At 59.9% G+C, this 18,268-nt stretch carries 16 protein-coding genes; 7 read left to right on the top strand and 9 right to left on the bottom strand.

The annotated features are described in order from the left end of the window. Window positions 1-46: 46 nt before the first annotated feature. Together HP564_RS00425 and HP564_RS00420 are read left to right on the top strand one after the other, a co-directional pair. Entirely contained in the window at window positions 47-1,402 is a 1,356-nt protein-coding gene (locus HP564_RS00425) for a formimidoylglutamate deiminase (RefSeq protein WP_371239132.1), read from the top strand. Beyond that, window positions 1,399-1,938, top strand: coding sequence for a HutD family protein (locus HP564_RS00420; RefSeq protein ID WP_371239130.1), 540 nt, complete (start codon window positions 1,399-1,401; stop codon window positions 1,936-1,938). The genes HP564_RS00425 and HP564_RS00420 overlap by 4 nt, the downstream gene beginning before the upstream one ends. Here HP564_RS00420 and hutC read toward each other — a convergent pair. After that, the gene (gene hutC / locus HP564_RS00415) at window positions 1,922-2,677 is read right to left on the bottom strand and encodes a histidine utilization repressor (RefSeq protein ID WP_371239128.1); all 756 of its coding nucleotides are present in this window, start codon (window positions 2,675-2,677) and stop codon (window positions 1,922-1,924) included. The two genes, HP564_RS00420 and hutC, sit on opposite strands and share 17 nt — an antisense overlap. A gap of 264 nt (window positions 2,678-2,941) precedes the next feature. Here hutC and hutH point away from each other — a divergent pair, with 264 nt between their 5' ends. The 3 genes from hutH (at window position 2,942) to HP564_RS00400 (ending at window position 7,617) form a co-directional block, all read left to right on the top strand. Beyond that, window positions 2,942-4,501, top strand: coding sequence for a histidine ammonia-lyase (gene hutH / locus HP564_RS00410; protein WP_371239126.1), 1,560 nt, complete (start codon window positions 2,942-2,944; stop codon window positions 4,499-4,501). 10 nt (window positions 4,502-4,511) lie between these two features. Further along, window positions 4,512-6,197 carry a urocanate hydratase gene (gene hutU / locus HP564_RS00405; protein WP_371239125.1) on the top strand — a complete coding sequence of 562 codons (1,686 nt, stop codon included), beginning with the start codon at window positions 4,512-4,514 and terminating at the stop codon, window positions 6,195-6,197. 262 nt (window positions 6,198-6,459) lie between these two features. After that, a complete protein-coding gene (locus tag HP564_RS00400) occupies window positions 6,460-7,617 on the top strand; it encodes a M20 aminoacylase family protein (RefSeq protein WP_371239123.1) in 1,158 nt (385 codons plus the stop codon). A 1-nt stretch (window position 7,618) separates the two neighbouring features. Here HP564_RS00400 and ybiB read toward each other — a convergent pair whose 3' ends face one another. Beyond that, entirely contained in the window at window positions 7,619-8,587 is a 969-nt protein-coding gene (gene ybiB / locus HP564_RS00395) for a DNA-binding protein YbiB (protein ID WP_371239122.1), read from the bottom strand. A 52-nt stretch (window positions 8,588-8,639) separates the two neighbouring features. Next, window positions 8,640-10,817 (bottom strand): ATP-dependent DNA helicase DinG, encoded by a 2,178-nt coding sequence (gene dinG / locus HP564_RS00390; protein WP_371239120.1) that lies wholly within the window; start codon window positions 10,815-10,817, stop codon window positions 8,640-8,642. Window positions 10,818-11,000: 183 nt separating this feature from the next. Between dinG and HP564_RS00385 the strand changes: the two genes are divergently transcribed. Beyond that, window positions 11,001-12,272 carry a histidine-type phosphatase gene (locus HP564_RS00385; protein ID WP_371239118.1) on the top strand — a complete coding sequence of 424 codons (1,272 nt, stop codon included), beginning with the start codon at window positions 11,001-11,003 and terminating at the stop codon, window positions 12,270-12,272. On the opposite strand, the gene HP564_RS00380 is transcribed toward HP564_RS00385, so the two are convergent. Continuing rightward, complete coding sequence (locus HP564_RS00380) at window positions 12,269-12,793, bottom strand: GNAT family N-acetyltransferase (RefSeq protein WP_371239116.1); 525 nt, start codon at window positions 12,791-12,793, stop codon at window positions 12,269-12,271. The genes HP564_RS00385 and HP564_RS00380 overlap by 4 nt on opposite strands. Next, entirely contained in the window at window positions 12,790-13,353 is a 564-nt protein-coding gene (locus tag HP564_RS00375; protein WP_371239114.1) for a helix-turn-helix domain-containing protein, read from the bottom strand. The genes HP564_RS00380 and HP564_RS00375 overlap by 4 nt, the downstream gene beginning before the upstream one ends. Before the next feature lie 150 nt (window positions 13,354-13,503). Here HP564_RS00375 and HP564_RS00370 point away from each other — a divergent pair, with 150 nt between their 5' ends. Then, a complete protein-coding gene (locus HP564_RS00370) occupies window positions 13,504-14,244 on the top strand; it encodes a MerR family transcriptional regulator (RefSeq protein WP_371239112.1) in 741 nt (246 codons plus the stop codon). A gap of 164 nt (window positions 14,245-14,408) precedes the next feature. Here the strand turns inward: HP564_RS00370 and HP564_RS00365 are convergent, their stop codons facing one another. Genes HP564_RS00365 through HP564_RS00350 form a run of 4 tightly spaced genes read right to left on the bottom strand, consistent with a single transcriptional unit; the run spans window position 14,409 to window position 18,122 of the window. Then, window positions 14,409-15,140 (bottom strand): ABC transporter permease, encoded by a 732-nt coding sequence (locus HP564_RS00365; RefSeq protein ID WP_371240603.1) that lies wholly within the window; start codon window positions 15,138-15,140, stop codon window positions 14,409-14,411. Then, a complete protein-coding gene (locus HP564_RS00360) occupies window positions 15,140-16,075 on the bottom strand; it encodes an ABC transporter ATP-binding protein (RefSeq protein WP_371239111.1) in 936 nt (311 codons plus the stop codon). The genes HP564_RS00365 and HP564_RS00360 overlap by 1 nt, the downstream gene beginning before the upstream one ends. Further along, window positions 16,062-17,243 (bottom strand): ABC transporter permease, encoded by a 1,182-nt coding sequence (locus HP564_RS00355; RefSeq protein WP_371239109.1) that lies wholly within the window; start codon window positions 17,241-17,243, stop codon window positions 16,062-16,064. The genes HP564_RS00360 and HP564_RS00355 overlap by 14 nt, the downstream gene beginning before the upstream one ends. Before the next feature lie 3 nt (window positions 17,244-17,246). Further along, window positions 17,247-18,122 carry an ABC transporter substrate-binding protein gene (locus HP564_RS00350; RefSeq protein WP_371240601.1) on the bottom strand — a complete coding sequence of 292 codons (876 nt, stop codon included), beginning with the start codon at window positions 18,120-18,122 and terminating at the stop codon, window positions 17,247-17,249. Window positions 18,123-18,268: the final 146 nt, after the last annotated feature.

Raw genomic sequence — 18,268 nt, 5'->3', positions numbered from 1 at the left:
CAAAGTATGTATATGTATATACAACTACAGTCGCTGAGGATCAACCATGGCAACCTATTTTGCCCCGCGAGCGCTGCTGGCCGACGGCTGGCAACGTCATGTCAGACTTGTCGTCAATGAGGCCGGAACCATCGAAAGCGTAACGCCTGATAGCGAGGTGCAGGACGCCATCCGGCTGCAAGGGCCGGTTATCCCCTCTGTTGCTAACCTGCATTCCCATGCCTTCCAGCGCGCGATGGCCGGGCTGGCCGAGGTAGCGGGCGATCCGCAGGACAGTTTCTGGACCTGGCGCGACCTGATGTACCGCATGGTACAGCGCCTGACGCCAGAACAGGTCGGCGCTATCGCCGCCTGTCTCTATATCGACATGCTGAAAGGCGGCTATACCCAGGTGGCAGAGTTCCATTATCTGCACCATGACGCCAGCGGCGTACCCTATCCCCAGGACGATATGCTGCACCAGCTTATGCTCGCCGCCGACATCGCGGGCATTGGTCAGACGCTGTTGCCGGTGCTCTATAGCCACAGCGGTTTCGGCGCACAGCCGCCGCTGCCGGGACAGAAGCGATTTATTCAGCAAACCGACGCCTATCTGCGCCAGCAGACACGTCTGGCAGCAAGGACAGAGGGGAAACCGCTGCTCAATCACGGCCTCTGCTTCCACTCGCTGCGCGCGGTCAGCGAAACGCAAATGCGTGAGGTACTGGCTGCCAGCAGCCACACGCTGCCGGTGCATATCCACGTTGCCGAGCAGGAGAAAGAGGTTAATGATTCGCTGGCCTGGAGCGGCGAGCGGCCGGTGGAGTGGCTACTGAACCGCTTTGAAGTTGATACGCGCTGGTGTCTGATCCACGCCACACACCTCGACGCGCGCGAAATTGCCCGGCTCGCCGCCAGCCGCGCCGTTGCCGGCCTCTGCCCTACCACAGAGGCCAACCTGGGCGACGGCATCTTTCCGGCATCCGACTATATCGCTCAGGGTGGGCGCTGGGGCGTCGGTTCCGACAGTCATGTCTCGCTCAGCGCGCTGGAGGAGCTGCGCTGGCTGGAATATGGCCAGCGTCTGCGCGACCGGCGTCGCAACCGTATCGTCACTGCCGGGCAGCCCTCGGTGGGCGACCTGCTGTGGAAAGGCGCGGCTCAGGGCGGCGCGCAGGCGTGCGGCGTTTTACTCGGTGAGCTGTCGCCGGGCAAACGCGCCGACTGGCTGGTGCTGGCTGAGGATGAGTGGCTGGGCAGCGTGGAGGATAATGCGCGGCTTAACCGCTGGCTGTTTGCCGGAAGCCGCGAGCAAATCCGTGACGTATGGGTGGCTGGCCGGGCAGTCATTCAGGCGGGACATCACGCTGCAGAAGAGGCGTGCGCGACGGCCTTCCGCCAGGCGATGGCGGCGCTACAATGAGAACACGTTTCCGTTATGCTGACCTGCCGGTGAGCCGCTGGCGCAACGGCGGCGGCGAAACGCGCGAAATTATCAGCTATCCATCAGGCACAGCGGATTTCGCCTGGCGCGCCAGCATCGCAACCATTGCCAGCAGCGGCGCTTTTTCCTGCTTTCCCGGCGTGGATCGGGTGATCACGCTGCTGCGCGGCAGCAACGTGCAACTCACACATGGCGCGGTAACGCATGAGCTGACGCCGCTCTCTCCATGGTCTTTTTCCGGCGAATGGGCCATCCACGCTGCGCTGCACGGCGAAAGCGAAGATTTCAATATCATGACGCGGCGCGACAGCTGGGAAGCGCAGGTCAGGATCGCGTCGGAGGCGGTCTCCAGCCTGCACGGGATCGCCTGGGTAACGGCTGGCGAATGGCGGCTGGCAAGCGGCGAAAAGCTGAGCGCCGCGGAGGGCGTCTGGTGGCTGGATGAGGAGACGGCGCTGACGCCCGTGACGGCAAAGGCGCAGCTGCTGATGACCCGCCTCAGCCGTGTCCTTTGAAGCGCCCCAACAGCTTGTAGCGCGATCCCGGATAAAGCAGCCGCGCGTAAGTGACAATTTTGCTGTCGCTCCAGGTCTGACGCCGGATCAGCAAACAGGGTTCATGTTCATCCAGCAACAGATATTTACGCTGGCGCACATCTGGCAGTACCGCCTCAACGATATGCTCGCCTGCGGTCAGCGGGGCAACCTGCATCAGATAGGTGTAGGGCGTGAACTGGTGGTAATCCTGGGTAAGGTAATCCGGTGCCACCAGCGGGTTGACCAGACGATCCTCCAGCTGAACCGGCAGGTTGTCCTCGTAATGGACAATGAGCGAATGGAAAATCGTCTGCCCGGTGCTTAAGCCCAGGAGTGCTGCCTGTTCCGGATCCGCTTTGTTCTGGCCGATCGCCAGGATCTGACAGCGATGCTGGTGGCCGCGCTGGGCAATTTCATCAGCAATATTGTGGACTTCAAGCATCGCCGTATAGCCTTTCATCTCCGCGACAAAAGTGCCCACGCCCTGCATACGCATTAAAAACCCTTCGCTGGTGAGCTCGCGTAGTGCGCGGTTAATGGTCATGCGGCTGACGCCCAGCTCATTCACCAGTTCACTTTCGGACGGCACGCGCTGGTTCGCCTTCCAGCTGCCGGCGCGGATCTGGCTGATAATCGCCTGTTTCACGCGCTGGTAGATCGGCGCTGGCTCATCGCTCATTGCTGCCGCCAGTTGTGCTATTGCCGAATGCTCGACCATATTCATTTCCTTATCACGATAGTGCCTGAAGTTTACTGTCTCCTGGCCTGAATGTATATACATCCTGACCGCTCGCTCTGTGCCGTTATGGCACCGCCAGATGCCGAAATGTGTGATCGTGCTGGCATAGCAAATGCTTATAGCTTGCCAGTTGTATAGACAAGAACAGACACTTGTGTTTCACTCGGTTTTATTCGCTGCGCAGGGCAAGGATCACGCAGGTTTTTTGCTTCAGGCGCTTACTTGTATAGACAGGAGTAGACTATGTCAGGTTCGGTTCAGACTGTGCGCCTGGTGCCCGGTGAGGTCGATCTTGCTGCGCTGCGCAGGGTTTACCAGGGCGGCGTCACGCTAACGCTTGATGAAGGTGCGTATCAGGCAATTTTGCGCGCTCAGCAAACCGTGGATGATATCGTTGCCTCAGGCAACGTGGTGTACGGTATCAATACTGGTTTCGGCAAGCTGGCGCAAACGCAGATCCCCGCCAGCCGCCTGGCAGAATTGCAGCGCAATCTGGTGCTGTCGCATAGCGTGGGTCTGGGCGAGCTGCTGCCCGATAACGTCACCCGCCTGGTCATGGCGACCAAAATTATCAGCCTGGCACGGGGTCACTCTGGCATCCGCCTCGCCCTGATTGAGGCACTGCTGACCCTGTTTAATGCAGGCGTGATGCCCTGTATCCCGGAAAAAGGCTCCGTCGGGGCATCAGGCGATCTGGCCCCGCTGGCCCATCTCTCCCTGATGCTGCTGGGTGAAGGCGAAGTGCGCGTTAATGGCGTGCAGATGCCCGCTCGTGAAGGACTGACATTCGCCGGGCTGACGCCTTTTGTGCTCGGCCCGAAAGAGGGTCTGGCGCTGCTAAACGGTACACAGGTCTCAACTGCGCTGGCGCTGCGCGGCCTGTTTGAAGCGGAAAACGTGCTGGTCGCCGGGCTGGTCGCGGGCGCACTGTCGCTGGAGGCGATCAAAGGCTCACTGAAACCTTTTGATGCACGTATTCATCAGGCACGCGGCCAGCGGGGGCAAATTGCCGTCGCCGCCGCTGTTCAGACGCTGGTAGAAGGAAGTGAAATTCTCGGCTCACACGCTCACTGCGGTCGGGTTCAGGATCCCTATTCTGTTCGCTGTGTGCCTCAGGTAATGGGAGCCTGCCTCGATAACCTTACCCATGCCGCACGCGTGTTGCAGATTGAAGCCAATGCTGCCTCAGATAACCCTCTGGTATTCAGCGACAGCGGCGACGTGATCTCTGGCGGTAATTTTCACGCCGAACCGGTCGCCTTCGCCGCCGATATTATCGCCCTGGCTGTCGCGGAGGTAGGCGCCATCTCTGAGCGCCGCATGGCGCTGCTGCTGGATACTGGCCTGTCAGGTCTGCCGCCATTTCTGGTACGCGACGGCGGAGTTAACTCCGGCTTTATGATCGCTCAGGTGACCGCTGCGGCACTCGCCTCTGAAAATAAATCACTGGCTCACCCCGGCAGCGTCGACAGCCTGCCTACCTCAGCCAACCAGGAAGATCACGTCTCCATGGCTACCTATGCGGCGCGCCGTCTCGGCGGCATGTGCTTCAACACTGCTGCGGTGGTGGGTATTGAAGCGATGGCAGCGGCACAGGGCATTGAGTTCCATCGTCCCCTGCAAAGCTCTGCACTGCTTGAGCAGGAGATTGCCCGTATACGCCAGCAGGTCGACTTCCTTGAGGAAGATCGTCTGCTGGCTCCTGATATTGACGCCATGCGCCTGTGGGCCAGCCGCAGCGACTGGCCCGATTTTCTCACGGCGCTGCTGCCCAGCCAGCAACCCCACTCTACTGGTGAATAAGGAATTAGCGATGAGCGAAACCCTCTCCCACGCCGTGGCGCGCGAAGTGCGTGCGCCACATGGCACCACCCTGCACTGCGCTAACTGGCTGATCGAAGCCGCCTGGCGCATGATTCAGAACAACCTCGACCCGGACGTGGCCGAGCGTCCGGAAGATCTGGTGGTGTATGGCGGCATCGGCAAAGCGGCGCGTAACTGGGCATGTTTCGAGCAGATCCTGCGCTCGCTGGAGCTGCTGCAACCCGACGAAACGCTGCTGATCCAGTCGGGCAAGCCGGTCGGCGTCTTCCGCACCCACGCCGACGCGCCGCGCGTGCTGCTGGCTAACTCCAACCTGGTGCCGCACTGGGCAAACTGGGACCATTTTCACGAGCTGGATAAGGCCGGGCTAATGATGTACGGCCAGATGACCGCCGGTTCCTGGATTTATATTGGTGCGCAGGGCATCGTGCAGGGTACTTACGAAACCTTCGTCGAGGCGGGCCGTCAGCACTACGACGGCGATCTGGCAGGACGCTGGATACTGACCGCCGGTCTGGGCGGCATGGGTGGCGCACAGCCGCTGGCGGGCGTGCTGGCCGGTGCCTGCGTGCTGGCGATTGAATGCCAGGAGTCGCGGATTGATTTCCGCCTGCGTACTCGCTACGTCGATCATAAAGCCTATACGCTGGACGAGGCGCTGAAGCTGATTGATGCGGCTACGCAGGCGAAGCAGGCAATCTCGGTGGGGCTGCTGGGCAACGCCGCCGAGATCCTGCCAGAGCTGGTAAAGCGCGCCCGTGCTGGCGGACCAAAACCAGATATTGTGACCGATCAGACCTCGGCGCACGATCCGGTGAATGGCTATCTGCCGGTCGGCTGGGATCTGACGCGCTGGCGGGCTGAACGAGCCAGTAATCCCAAAGCGGTGGAAAAAGCGGCGCGCGCCTCTATGGCACTGCATGTGCAGGCGATGCTCGACTTTTATCACATGGGCATCCCGACGGTGGATTACGGCAATAATATTCGCCAGGTGGCGCTGGATGAGGGCGTGAAAAATGCCTTTGATTTTCCTGGCTTTGTACCCGCCTATATCCGTCCGCTGTTCTGCGAAGGTAAAGGCCCGTTCCGCTGGGTCGCGCTATCGGGCGATCCGGATGATATTTATAAAACCGACGCGAAGCTCAAAGCGCTGTTTCCACAGCATCAGAGCCTGCACCGCTGGCTCGATATGGCGCAGGAGCGCATTGCCTTCCAGGGGCTGCCTGCGCGTATCTGCTGGCTGGGATTGGGTGAGCGCCATCTGGCCGGGCTGGCGTTTAACGAAATGGTACGCAACGGCGAACTGAAAGCGCCCGTTGTAATTGGTCGTGACCATCTCGACTGCGGCTCCGTCGCCTCGCCGAACCGCGAGACCGAAGCCATGAAGGATGGCTCCGACGCGGTGTCCGACTGGCCGCTACTCAATGCGCTGCTGAATACCGCAGGCGGAGCTACCTGGGTCAGCCTCCATCACGGCGGTGGGGTTGGTATGGGCTTTTCACAGCATGCAGGGGTGGTTATTGTCTGTGATGGCAGCGAGCAGGCAGACCAGCGTCTGGCTCGGGTCTTGTGGAACGATCCCGCCACTGGCGTCATGCGCCATGCCGATGCCGGCTATGAACGCGCGCAGGCCTGCGCCGCCACACACGGGCTTAATTTACCGATGATAAAGTAAAAGCGCGGGCATCGCGGGCAGGACAACCTGCCCGCGATAGCACCTGTTTATTCTGCCGGAGCCATTACAGCAGCCTGGTTCAACAGCACTGCTGGCCACGCGCCCGGAGACGGTAATGCTGCTCTCCCGGATCTTTGAGCGAGATCGCTTGCCTTATATCCTTTGGTTCTGACCTATAGCTAAATTCCCGGCTGGCAAGATAGACGCGCCTGCAGCTTGCCACTACAGTGGAGACTCATCACTACCAGGAGCGCGATTCCGCATGACTTTATCCCCTGCCCTGCTCGACAAAGCCCAACAGTGGCGTCATCAGTTTCACCGCGAACCGGAACTCGGCTATCAGGAGCACAAAACCAGCGATCTGGTCGCTCAGGAGCTGGAACTGGCCGGGCTACAGGTGTACCGCGGGCTGGCAGGCACCGGCGTGGTCGGAACGCTGCGCAACGGTGACGGACCCGCAATCGGGCTGCGTGCTGACATGGACGCCTTACCGATCACTGAGAAAGGCAACCCGCAGTGGCGCTCAACGCGGCAGGGCGTTATGCACGCCTGCGGTCATGACGGACACACCGCGATGCTGCTTGCGGCAGCACATCAGCTGGCCACCACGCGCCAGTTTAGCGGTACGGTTCATTTTATCTTTCAGCCCGCTGAAGAGAATCTTGGCGGTGCACGCAAAATGGTTGAAGAGGGGCTGTTTCAGCGCTTTCCGGTGGATGCGGTTTACGCCCTGCACAACTGGCCAGGCCTGCCGGTGGGAACATTAGCGGTCAATGCTGGCGCAATGATGGCGTCACTCGACTCCTTTGAAATTACCCTCAGCGGCAGAAGCTGCCACGCGGCGATGCCGGAGAGCGGTGCCGATCCGATGGTGGTCGCTGCGGAGCTGATTCTGGCGCTACAGACTATTCCGTCGCGTCGCCTGTCACCGCTGGCCTCCGCGGTTGTCAGCGTCACGCAGATACAGGGTGGCGAGGCGATTAACGTTATCCCGGAAACGCTGGTTCTGCGTGGCACGGTGCGGTGTTTGCAGCCCGAGGTGCGCAACAAGGTGCGTGGTCTGATTGAAGAGTTTGTCACGACCCTGCCGCACCCGTTCGGCGTTAGCGGTGCCATTCAATGGTTCCCTGGCTATCCGGTTACTGCGAATCATGCAGGCCCGGCGGAACGGGTACGCACAGTGGCGCAACAGATGCTGGGAGACAATCAGGTTCAGTGGCAGGTTAACCCTTCCATGGCATCGGAAGATTTCGCCTGTATGCTTGACGTCTGTCCCGGCGCCTACTTCTGGCTTGGCGCAGATGGCGAAACGCCCTCCGCGCCACTGCATAACGCCGGATATGACTTCAACGACGCACTGATCCCGCTGGGCGTGGCATTCTGGCAGCGACTGGTGGAGCAGGCGCTGCCGCAAAATTAGCTTACCATCCCGCATCGCTCAGGCGCGCCAGGGCCGCCTCCAGCGACGCGCTCTCTCCGCTGGCGCGCAGGCAGCAGGCAATTTGCAGACGCAGCGCCTGCGGCACCGGACGCTGTCCGCTCAGCACCGCCTCGGTCCAGCGCGCCGTCTCCTGCGCAGATTTGTCAGCGGGCAGTTCACACGTTACCTCTGGCTGCCGCGCTACCCAGACCTCCGCTTCGCGCCCAGCACCGGGGATAAAACTGATTGCCGGACAGCGCAGCGGATTGGCATACACCTCCCCCTCCGTACCGTTAAGCAAAATGGCGGGGGCATCGATGCCACTAAAGAATTTGCCGACGCGCGGCACATATTCCGGATGCGAAACGCTGGAAAGACGCAGCGCCTCGCGTTCGTTAAAAGGCGTTGCCAGCTTTACCAGCGTATGCGCACTGCTGCGCACGCCCATGCGCCAGCGCAGTGAAAGCTGCTTTGCCATCGGCGGACAGAGATGATCCAAAGTGATAAACGCAAGACTGCCCTTATCGAGCGCAGCCTGCGCCTGCTGCCGGGTGGTGACGGCTGCGATACCCAGCGCGGCAAACACCGCTTCGCTGGTGATGCGCGTCGGGTCATCGCTCACGCCATGCATCAGCACCGGAAAGCCCAGACGGTTGAGCAACAAGGCCAGCAGCGGCGTCAGGTTACCCTGGCGGCGTGCGCCGTTGTAGCTGGGGATCACAATGGGCTGCGGATGATTTACAGGTGCCTGCAACGACATCATACGCGCCTGCATCGCCTGATAGAAACCGCGCATCTCCTCTTCGCCTTCGCCTTTAATACGTAGCGCAATCAGAATGCCGCCCAGTTCAAGATCGGGCACCTCGCCTGCCAGAATGGCAGTGTAGAGCGCTTGTGCGGTGGCAAGGTCAAGATCGCGCGCATGGTTTTTACCGCGTCCAATCTCCTTAATGACTTTGTTCAGTTCCATTTTTCGCTTCCGCTCAGAGGCCGCACCATTGCGGCGGCCAGAATAGACAGTGTTATCGTTTCGCTGCCGGTCGTCTGGCGGGACGACGCTTATGACCGGTCAGGTTTGACGGGCTTTTTACCTTCAGGGCGGCGGGTGCCTCCGGCTGTTCGATAGGGAAAACCGGCAGCGCCGCCAGCAGTCGGCTGCCGTAGCTTTTACTGAGCAGGCGGCGATCGTAGATAACGATTTCACCATAGCACTGATGGCTGCGGATCAGACGCCCGACCTGCTGTATCAGGGTAAAAGAGGCGCTGGGCAAACTCTGCACCTCAAAAGGATAACGGTTCAGGCTTTTCAGCCATTCGCCTTCAGTCAAAATTACCGGACTGTCCACCGGGGGAAAAGCGATTTTGTGAATGTGCACCTGACTCAGCAGGTCCCCTTTTAAATCGAGTCCTTCTGCAAACGACTGCAGGCCGATAAGAATGCTGGTTTCCCCCCTGGCCACCCGTTTACGGTGGAGATCGACCAGGCGCGAACGCGGCTGATCGCCCTGCACCAGCATCGAGAGCCGCAGCGCTGGCAGCTGAGCAACAAACTGCTGCATCGCCCGACCGCTGGCAAACAGCACCAGCACGCCTTTGTGCTTCTCAGCTTTCATCTGCTGGTGGAAAAAAGCTGCCATCTCGGCAATGTGCTCCGCCTCGTTCGCCAGCACCGGTTCATACCGCATTTGCGGAATGACCAGCTTGCCCTGCTCAATATGGTTAAACGGTGAGTCGAGCGCCACAAAGCGGTCGCCCGCCTTTTCATTCAGGCCGGACATCTCCTGCAAACGACTGAAACTGTTGAGCGAGCGTAGCGTGGCAGAGGTCACCACCACGTGCGGAATTTTGCGCCACAGCAGCTTTTCCAGCTGATCGCTGACGCGGATACCCGCACAGTGAAACAGCAGGTGCGCCTGGCCGTCACGCAGTTCACGCGTAATCCACTTTGAAACCGGTGCGCCAGAGGCTTTGGGCATAGCGGCCAGCCGCCACAGCTTGCTGACCGATTCAAACCAGCCGAACTGCCGGTTAAGCTGAAGTAAGTTACGATGCAGCCGCACAAGATCAACGCTGCCGGTCTGCTCGCTCAGCGCGTTAATTAACCCCTCTGCCAGCCCACGTAGCGCATCGCTAAGCCTGAACAGGCGTCCACACATCTCCAGCAGCGTGTCCGGCAGCTCGCCCAGTACAAAGCGAAACTCACCGGGCTGATTATCGGCAGGCAGCAGCGGATTGAGCGCCTGGCTCAGAATAGTCAGCTCTTCACGCAGCGTTTCGCAGTGTGCTTTCAGGCGTTCCGGGTTGCTGAGCGGCGGCGGTGATTTTGGCCGCATCTGGGTCATGATGCCCTCGACGAGACGCACAAAGAGATCAAGCTGCAAACTGCTCCAGCCCGGCGTGATATCGGCGCTCATCTCCAGCGCATCGCGCGCCACCTCCGGCAGATGATGTCCTTCATCCAGCACCAGCATCAGATTTTTCGGCGGTGGCAGCACCGATTCGTTCTCCATCGCCGCCATCACCAGCGCATGGTTGGCCACTACCACATCCACCTGCTCGATTTCCCGGCGCGCAATAAAGAAGGGACACTCCCGATACCAGCGGCAGTGCGCGCCCAGGCAGCTTGCCTTATCGGTAGAGAGACGCTGCCACAGGCTGTCGCTGATGTTCTCTTCGCTGTGATCGCGCAAGCCGTCCCAGGCGTAGCTGCCCAGTGATTTTTCCAGCCGCACGCACTGCGCCTGCTCCTCCTGCGTTCCGCTAACGGCCTCATCGTCAAGATAGAGCAGCAGATCGCCCTGCTGGTCATCGCTGGCAGCCAGCGCCGCCAGATTGCGTGGGCAGACATAGCGCCCACGACCAAAAGCCGCGGTGAAGGTGAGATCGGGAATAATTTTTTTTAGCAGCGGCAGATCTTTCGTGAAGATCTGATCCTGTAACGCGACGTTAGCCGTGCTGATCACCAGCCTTTTCTCTTCGGCGCGGCTCGCTGCAATACCGGGGATCAGATAAGAGAGCGTTTTACCAACGCCGGTCGGGGCTTCGATAGCCAGATGGCGCGCATCATCGCCCGCCAGACATTTCGCCACCTCGGCGATCATCTGGCGCTGTGGCGCGCGAGGAATAAAATCCGGCACCTGCTGCTGTAGCGCCTTATACCACTGCGCTATCTGGCTTTTTAATGCGGCTGTCAGGGCCATAATTGTGTACCGCCGGGTGAAAATGGCCTGTATTTTTACACAGTAATCTGCCAGCGTCAGCCTCAGGAGACACTTTTTCGTGCTGCCTCGCGAAATTTTCAGCCCGCGCCATCTTGCTGTGGCTCTCGCGTCACCTTCAGCGCTATGGTGTAGCGTCGCTGCGCTTCTCAGAAGGAAAGGAAGATGAATACCCTCACTCACCGGTTTATGCCACGCCTGCTTATTGCCTGTGCGCTGTGGCTCTGGACAGGGGGAGCCTTTGCCCAGCCAGATTATCAGCTGGAAAAGGTAGTAGAGTTGAGTCGTCACGGCGTGCGTCCGCCTTCGCCGGGTAACCGCAAAGAGATTGAAGCCGCGACGCAGCGACGCTGGCCGATCTGGACCACGCATGACGGTGAGCTGACCGGTCATGGCTATGCGGCCGTGGTCAATAAAGGACGCTGGGAGGGTGAACACTATCGCCGTCTCGGGCTGCTGACGCCAGGCTGCCCACAACCAGAGGATTTCTATGTGCGTGCCAGCCCGCTGCAGCGCACCCGAGCAACCGCTCAGGCCCTGGTTGACGCGGCGTTTCCCGGCTGTGGCATGCCTGTACACTATGTTGCGGGTAAAAACGATCCGCTGTTCCAGACCGAGGCGTTCACCGCTACAGCGACCGATCCGGCACAGCAGCTGAAGGCGGTCACGGCTCAGGCGGGCGATCTGGCGGCCCGGCAGCAGGCATTACAGCCAGCGATTCAGGCGTTAAAACAGGCGGTGTGTCAGTCAGACGCACAGTGCACCTTCTTCGACCTCCCCTGGCAGATCCGCCAGAGCAAAGGGGGACACACCTACGTTGCCGGGCTTAGTGCACTCGCCAGTATGGTGGAAACGCTGCGTCTGGGGTGGAGCGAAAACCTGCCGCCTGAGCAGATCGCCTGGGGCAACATCACCCATGCCGCGCAGATCACCGCCGTGATGCCGCTACTGACGGCGAATTACGATCTCAGCAACGATGTGCTCTACACCGCGCAGAAACGCGCCTCTGTCCTGCTCGACGCCATGCTCAAGGGTATTGCGGGTGCCGACAGCGTGCCGGATGTGCGCTGGCTGCTGCTGGTTGCTCACGATACCAATATTGCGATGGTACGAACGCTGATGAATTTTAGCTGGACGCTGCCCGGTTATACGCGCGGCAATATTCCGCCCGGCAGCAGTCTGGTATTTGAGCGCTGGCGCGATACCACCAGCGGCCAGCGTTTTTTGCGCGTCTATTTTCAGGCACAAGGTCTGGACGATCTGCGCCGCCTGCAGCCGATCGACGTAGCACATCCGCTGCTGCGTGAAGAGTGGCGGCATGCGGGCTGCCGCGTCACTGCGGTCGGCACGCTCTGCCCGCTGCGCCCGGCGCTTAATGCCTTAAGTCAGCAGCTTGACCGGCATGCCATCACGCCCGTCAGTTACGCCGTGCCTTAGTTTGCCGTTAGCAATTTGAACATTACCGTGGTGGCCTCCAGCTCACCCTTGATTGATTCAGCGTAGTCGGGAATCGATCCGGCGATCTGCCAGCCTAATGAGAGATAGAGCTGGCTGGCGACATCGCCGCTGCGGGTATCCAGCACCAGAAGCGTTTTACCCAGCGCCCGCGCTCGCCTTTCAGCCCGCAGCATGAGCTCCCGCGCGATACCCTGACGCCGGGCGTGTGGATGCACCAGCAGCTTGCCGATCTCGGCACGGTGCCGACCATTGGGCATGGTGGCTACCGTCATCATTACCGTGCCTACCACCCTCTCCTGCTGGCAGGCAAGCATCAGCTCGCTTTCGCCGTCGATCAAACTGGCTGCACGGGTGTGCCAGAAATCTTCAATGGCCTGCCGATTCTGCGGATCGGTAAAGCCGATACTGGCCCCTTCCGCCACGCACGCCTGCAACAGGTCGCTGAGCTGCGCCAGAGCGTGAAGCGCCTGCACTGCATCTGCTTTTTTATAGTCCGTCATGGTTTACATACCACCAGCAGATAGCGCGCGCCCTCGGTAAGATGCGCGGCAAAGGCGGATCGCCCGGTCAGGTGAAAACGCAGGCAGTCGCCCGGTTGCAGGGCCCAGCTCTGTTCATCCATAGTGACGGTCAGCCCCCCTTCCTGTAGCCAGATATGCTGCTCCAGCCCGTGAACAGGCGGCGCGTCATAGTCGATGCGTAGGCCAGGCCGTAATTGAGCTTCCACCAGTTCAGCGCGAAAATGGGTGGCGGGCGGCGACACACTGCGGCGCACAAAGCCACTGGCTTTATCGCACCATACGGGCTGCTGCGACGGCGTCAGCAGCTGATCGATGCCCTCTTCCACTTCACTTAACAGCCGTGACATGGTAAGACCATATGCGGCGCATAAACGATTTAATAACGTAGCCGTAGGACTGGTTTCGCCGCGTTCAATACGCGACAATGAAGCCCGACTGATTTGCGTTGTCGTGGCAAGATCGTCAAGTGACCAGCCGCGCTGAGTACGTAGCTCAGCAAGGCGAGCGGCCAGGCGTTGTTCAGTTTCGTTAAGCTGCACTGTTTATCTCTCATTTGAGAAATACATCCCATAAATGGGATTTAATGTTAAATTAGGCGCATCGTCAACTTGTACACTTAAAAAACGTTTGTACAAGTTGATCGCGTTGGTTAAGGTTATCTGATCGCGGTCAGGAAGTTTGGGGAAGTTATGGCCTTTTACAGTATCGGTGACGTTGCCGAACGCTGTGGAATAAATCCAGTCACGCTGCGTGCGTGGCAACGACGTTATGGCTTGCTTAAGCCACAACGATCTGAGGGTGGACATCGTCAGTTTGATGACGAGGATGTTCAACGCATTGAAGAAATTAAACGCTGGATTGAAAGCGGTGTGCCGGTGGGCAAAGTAAAGGCACTGCTTGAAGGCGAAAACGTTAATGTCCATGATGGCTGGATGAATCTGCAGGAAGAGCTGATGGGTGTTCTACGCCACGTCAGGCCATCGAAGCTGCGCGCCAAAATCGCCTCGCTGGGGCGAGAAAATCCGGTGGATGCGCTTATTGACCATGTCATTATGCCGGTTCGGCAAAAGCTGGGGCTGGATCAGAATACCGCACGCGTCATGAGCAGCTTGCTCGACGGTGCGCTTATTGATTACGTCGCGTTCTGTCTCGCTGCCAGCCGTAAAAAAGCGGGCAAAGACGCGCTGATTCTCGGTTGGGCGGTGGAAGATCGCACCCGTATCTGGCTGGAGGCCTGGCGACTGTCGCAGGAGGGCTGGCGGCTGGACGTGCTGGCCGAGCCGCTCGATCTGCCGCGGCCTGAACTTTTTCCGGGTCAGACCATCTTTGTCTGGACCGGCAAGAAACTGACGCGCCGCCAGCAGGAGCAGTTAACGCACTGGCAGGAGCAGGGCTTTACCATTCGCGCGCACGAAACGCGCTATCAGTAAAACGCACGCAGGGCCCTTTTCGCCTTGCCGTGCCCGCGTTATCATTTCCGGCTTTCGGGCTTCAATCAGGTTTCCCATGAACTGGCAAAAAATCTTCTTCGCAACGCTGTTTTTCATCATGGCCGTCGGCGGCACAGGCGGCCTGATGCTGGTCGGCTACACCCTTATTCTGCACTCACGCTAAGCCAGCGCTGCAGGCGTTCAATCAGGCGGTCGCAGACAATCGCCAGCAGCGCCACCAGCAGCGCCCCCTGAATCACGTAAGCGGTATTAAACCCGCTAAGGCCAATAATGATCGGTGAGCCGAGGCTATTGGCGCCGACGGTCGAAGCGATAGCCGCCGTGCCAATATTCACAATAACCGACGTGCGCGCACCCGCCAGAATCACCGGTGCAGCCAGCGCCAGCTCGACTTTCCACAATCGCTGCCAGGCGTTCATACCGACGCCATCAGCAATCTCCCTGCTGCTGGCCGGCACGCTATCCAGCCCCGCCAGCGTGCCCTGCAGAATCGGCAGCAGCCCATAAAGCAGCAGCGCGACAACAGCGGGCCAGACGCCGAAACCCATGACCGGCACGGCAATCGCCAGCACCGCAACGGGGGGGACGGTCTGCCCCGCCGCGACGAGGGTTTCCACCAGCGGCCGAAAGCGGCGTCCGGCTTGCCGCGTAACCAGCACGCCGCAGCCTACGCCGATAATTAACGCCAGCGCGCTGGCCGTGGTCACCAGAAACAGGTGCGCCAGCGCCAGCTGAAAAAAGCTCTCCTGCTGATAAAGCGGTCGAGCCTGATCGGGAAACCACCATGCGAAAAGCGGCCCGCTATAGGGCAGGCCGATAAGCAACGCAACCAGTAACGTCATCAGCCAGAGCAGTGGATCTTTTAGCCAGCGCATCATTGCCCCTCGCGCAGCGTCAACAGATCGCTGAAGTAGAGCACGCCAAGCGGCTGCTGGCGCTCATCCACCACCGGCAACTTATCTGTACGTTGAGCAATAAACTGCGACAGCGCCTCACGCAGCGACTGGGCTGACGTCAGCGGCTCTCCCTCCAGCCATTCACCGCGCCGCGCCGCGTTGCCAACCTGACCCAGCGACAGCAGGCGCACGCCCAGCTCGCTTCGACCAAAGAAGTCCCGCACGAAGCTGTTCTTCGGCTGCGTCAGCAGCGTCGCAGGTTTGCCCTGCTGGACGATTTCTCCTTGATCCATCAGCACTATGTTATCTGCCAGCGTCAGGGCCTCATCAATGTCGTGCGTTACCAGCACGATTGTGCGGCCTGACAGCCGATGTATGCGCAGCATCTCCTGTTGCAGCGCGCCGCGCGTGACCGGATCGAGTGCACCAAAAGGTTCATCCATTAGCAAGACCTCGGGATCGGCGGCCAGCGCCCGGGCCACGCCAACGCGCTGCTGCTGGCCGCCCGAAAGCTGATGCGGCAGACGTCGCGCCAGCTGACCATCCAGACCAAGGAGCGCGAGCAGCTCGTCCACCCGCGCACGAATGCGGGCTTTTGGCCAGCCAAGCAGCACAGGCACGGTGGCGATATTTTTTTCTACCGTCCAGTGGGGAAAAAGGCCAATAGACTGAATGGCGTAACCCATCCGTCGGCGCAGCGCGCGCGCATCAAGCTGACGTATCGACTCACCGGCGAACAGGATTTCACCCTCATCAAAATCAACCAGCCGGTTGATCATCTTCAGCGTAGTTGATTTGCCGGAGCCAGAGGTCCCGAGCAGTACGCTGAACTCCCCTTTCGCGATCTCTAACGTCAGATCTTTGACGGCGGCTTTTCCGCCAAAGTATTTACTGACGCCGTTAAAGTGAATCATGGGTTCTCTCCAGCAGGGAAATCAGCAGGCGAAACAGGGCATCAATCGTCACCGCCAGCGCTATCACCGGGATAACACCGAGCAGCACCAGGTCGAGTGCGCTGCTGAGCAATCCCTGAAAAATAATGGCCCCAAAGCCGCCTGCGCCGATCAGCGCGGCAATGACTGCCATACCCAGTGTCTGCACCACCACCACCCGCAGCCCGGCCAGCCACACCGGCAAGGCGAGCGGGATATCGACGGCGAAGAAGCGTTGCCGCTGCCCCATGCCCATGCCGCGCGCGCTTTCACGCACGTCACGCGGCACCTGTTGCAGCCCGGCCACAACGCTGCGCACCAGCGGCAGCAGCGCATAGAGCGTCAGCGCAATAAGCGCCGGAGCCATGCCAATCCCGCTAATGCCCCATGTGCCGAGCCACGGGAAAAGTTTTGCCATACCCGCCAGGGGTGCAATCAGCAGGCCAAACAGCGCCACTGAGGGCACGGTTTGAATAACGTTCAGCACGCTGAAGACACTGCTTTGCCACGCCGGACGCCGATGGAGCGCGATGCCAAGCGGCATGCCGATAAGCAGCGTGGGCAGCAGCGTGCCGCTGAGTAGCGTCAAATGACGCGTCAGCGCGGCATCAAAAACCGCCTGTCGGCTGGCATACTCTTTCAGCAATGACAGGGCACTGAGATCGCCAGCCGAGAGCATCACCAGCGGCGGCAGCCAGATTTGCAGATTGAGCAGCAGTCGCCACAGCATGTTACGCGTCAGATGACGCGTAAGCTCCGCCCCCAGCAGCAGCGTTATGCCCCCGGCCAGCCACAGACCGCTGCCGAAGCTGGTACGCGCCAGCGCGCTGCCCTGGGCCGCCAGCCGTGCAGCCTCATTTCCGCTCAGCCATACCATGCCCGCCAGCATCGCGTCGCAGGCGAGCAGCATCAGGGCAAGCGGAGCGGCGGTCGGACGCGCCCACAGCAGCAGCCAGAGTGCCGCCAGCGGTAGCGCCAGCCACCCGGCGTCGCTTACCTGACCCAGCATCAGCGGCTGACCGGACACCAGCCGGTTCGGCGCATAACTCAGAAAAGGCAGCCAGTAGAGCGCCAGGCTCAGCAGTAACAGCAACAGCAGCGCGACCGGCTGGCGGCGCGCAGGTAACATCGCTTCCCGCGATAGCGCCATGATTTACAGCAGCTTCTGTTGTTGCAGCCATTCGCTCGCCACGCTGCTGGCGTCCTGGCCTTCTACGGCAATTTTTGCATTGAGCTGCTGCAACGTTTTTTCATCCAGCTTGCTAAAAACCGGTTGTAGCCAGCTGTCGATGTCAGGATAGGCTTTCAGCACCGCAGCGCGGATAACTGGCGTGGGCGCATAGATGGGCTGGACGCCTTTTGGATCGCTCAGGGTCTGCAGCCCCAGCGCGGCCACCGGGCCGTCTGTGCCATAGGCCATTGCCGCGTTAACGCCGGAGGTTTGCTGCGCAGCCGCCTTAATGGTGACGGCGGTATCCCCACCTGCCAGTGAGAGAAGCTGGCCCTGCGTCAGCCTGAAGTCATACGCTTTTTCAAAGGCCGGTAGCGCATCGCCGCGCTCGATAAACTCAGCCGAGGCCGCCAGCTTGAAGGTGCCGCCCTTTTTCAGATAACCGCTCAGATCCTCAAGCGAGCTCAGCTTATTCTGCTGCGCCACATCCTGACGCACCGCAATGGTCCAGGTATTATTCGCTGGCGCAGGCGTCAGCCACACCAGCTGATTTTTTTCAGCGTCGAGCTTTTTCACCTTCTCGTAGCCCTGGCGAGCATTTTTCCAGGCCGCGTCTTTTTCATCATTAAAAAAGAAAGCCCCGTTGCCGGTGTATTCGGGATAGATATCCAGTTCACCTGCGGTGATGGCCCCACGTACCACCTGGGTGTTACCGAGCTGAATTTTGTTGACCGTCTTCACGCCGTGCTTTTCCAGCACCTGCAGGATGAGATTGCCCAGCAGTGAACCCTCAGTATCGATTTTTGACCCCACGCGCACCGGATCGGCAGCCTGCGCTGCGCCTGTCGCCAGCATCATTGCGGCGGCTGTCAATGCCAGAAAACCAGACCTTGCCATAGTGGATTCCTTTATTTTGATAGGTGATGAGATGTTTCTATACAGATTAGTCGCTTTGTCATCAGCCGGTTAACACATTACACGAAGCGTGACCTCTCGCGCCCTCA

Origin of the sequence: Pantoea sp. KPR_PJ, assembly GCF_041386365.1 — a bacterium.
Lineage (GTDB): Bacteria > Pseudomonadota > Gammaproteobacteria > Enterobacterales > Enterobacteriaceae > Pantoea.
The sequence above is the reverse complement of the archived record's forward strand: the minus strand, read 5'-3'. Positions and strand labels throughout refer to the sequence as shown.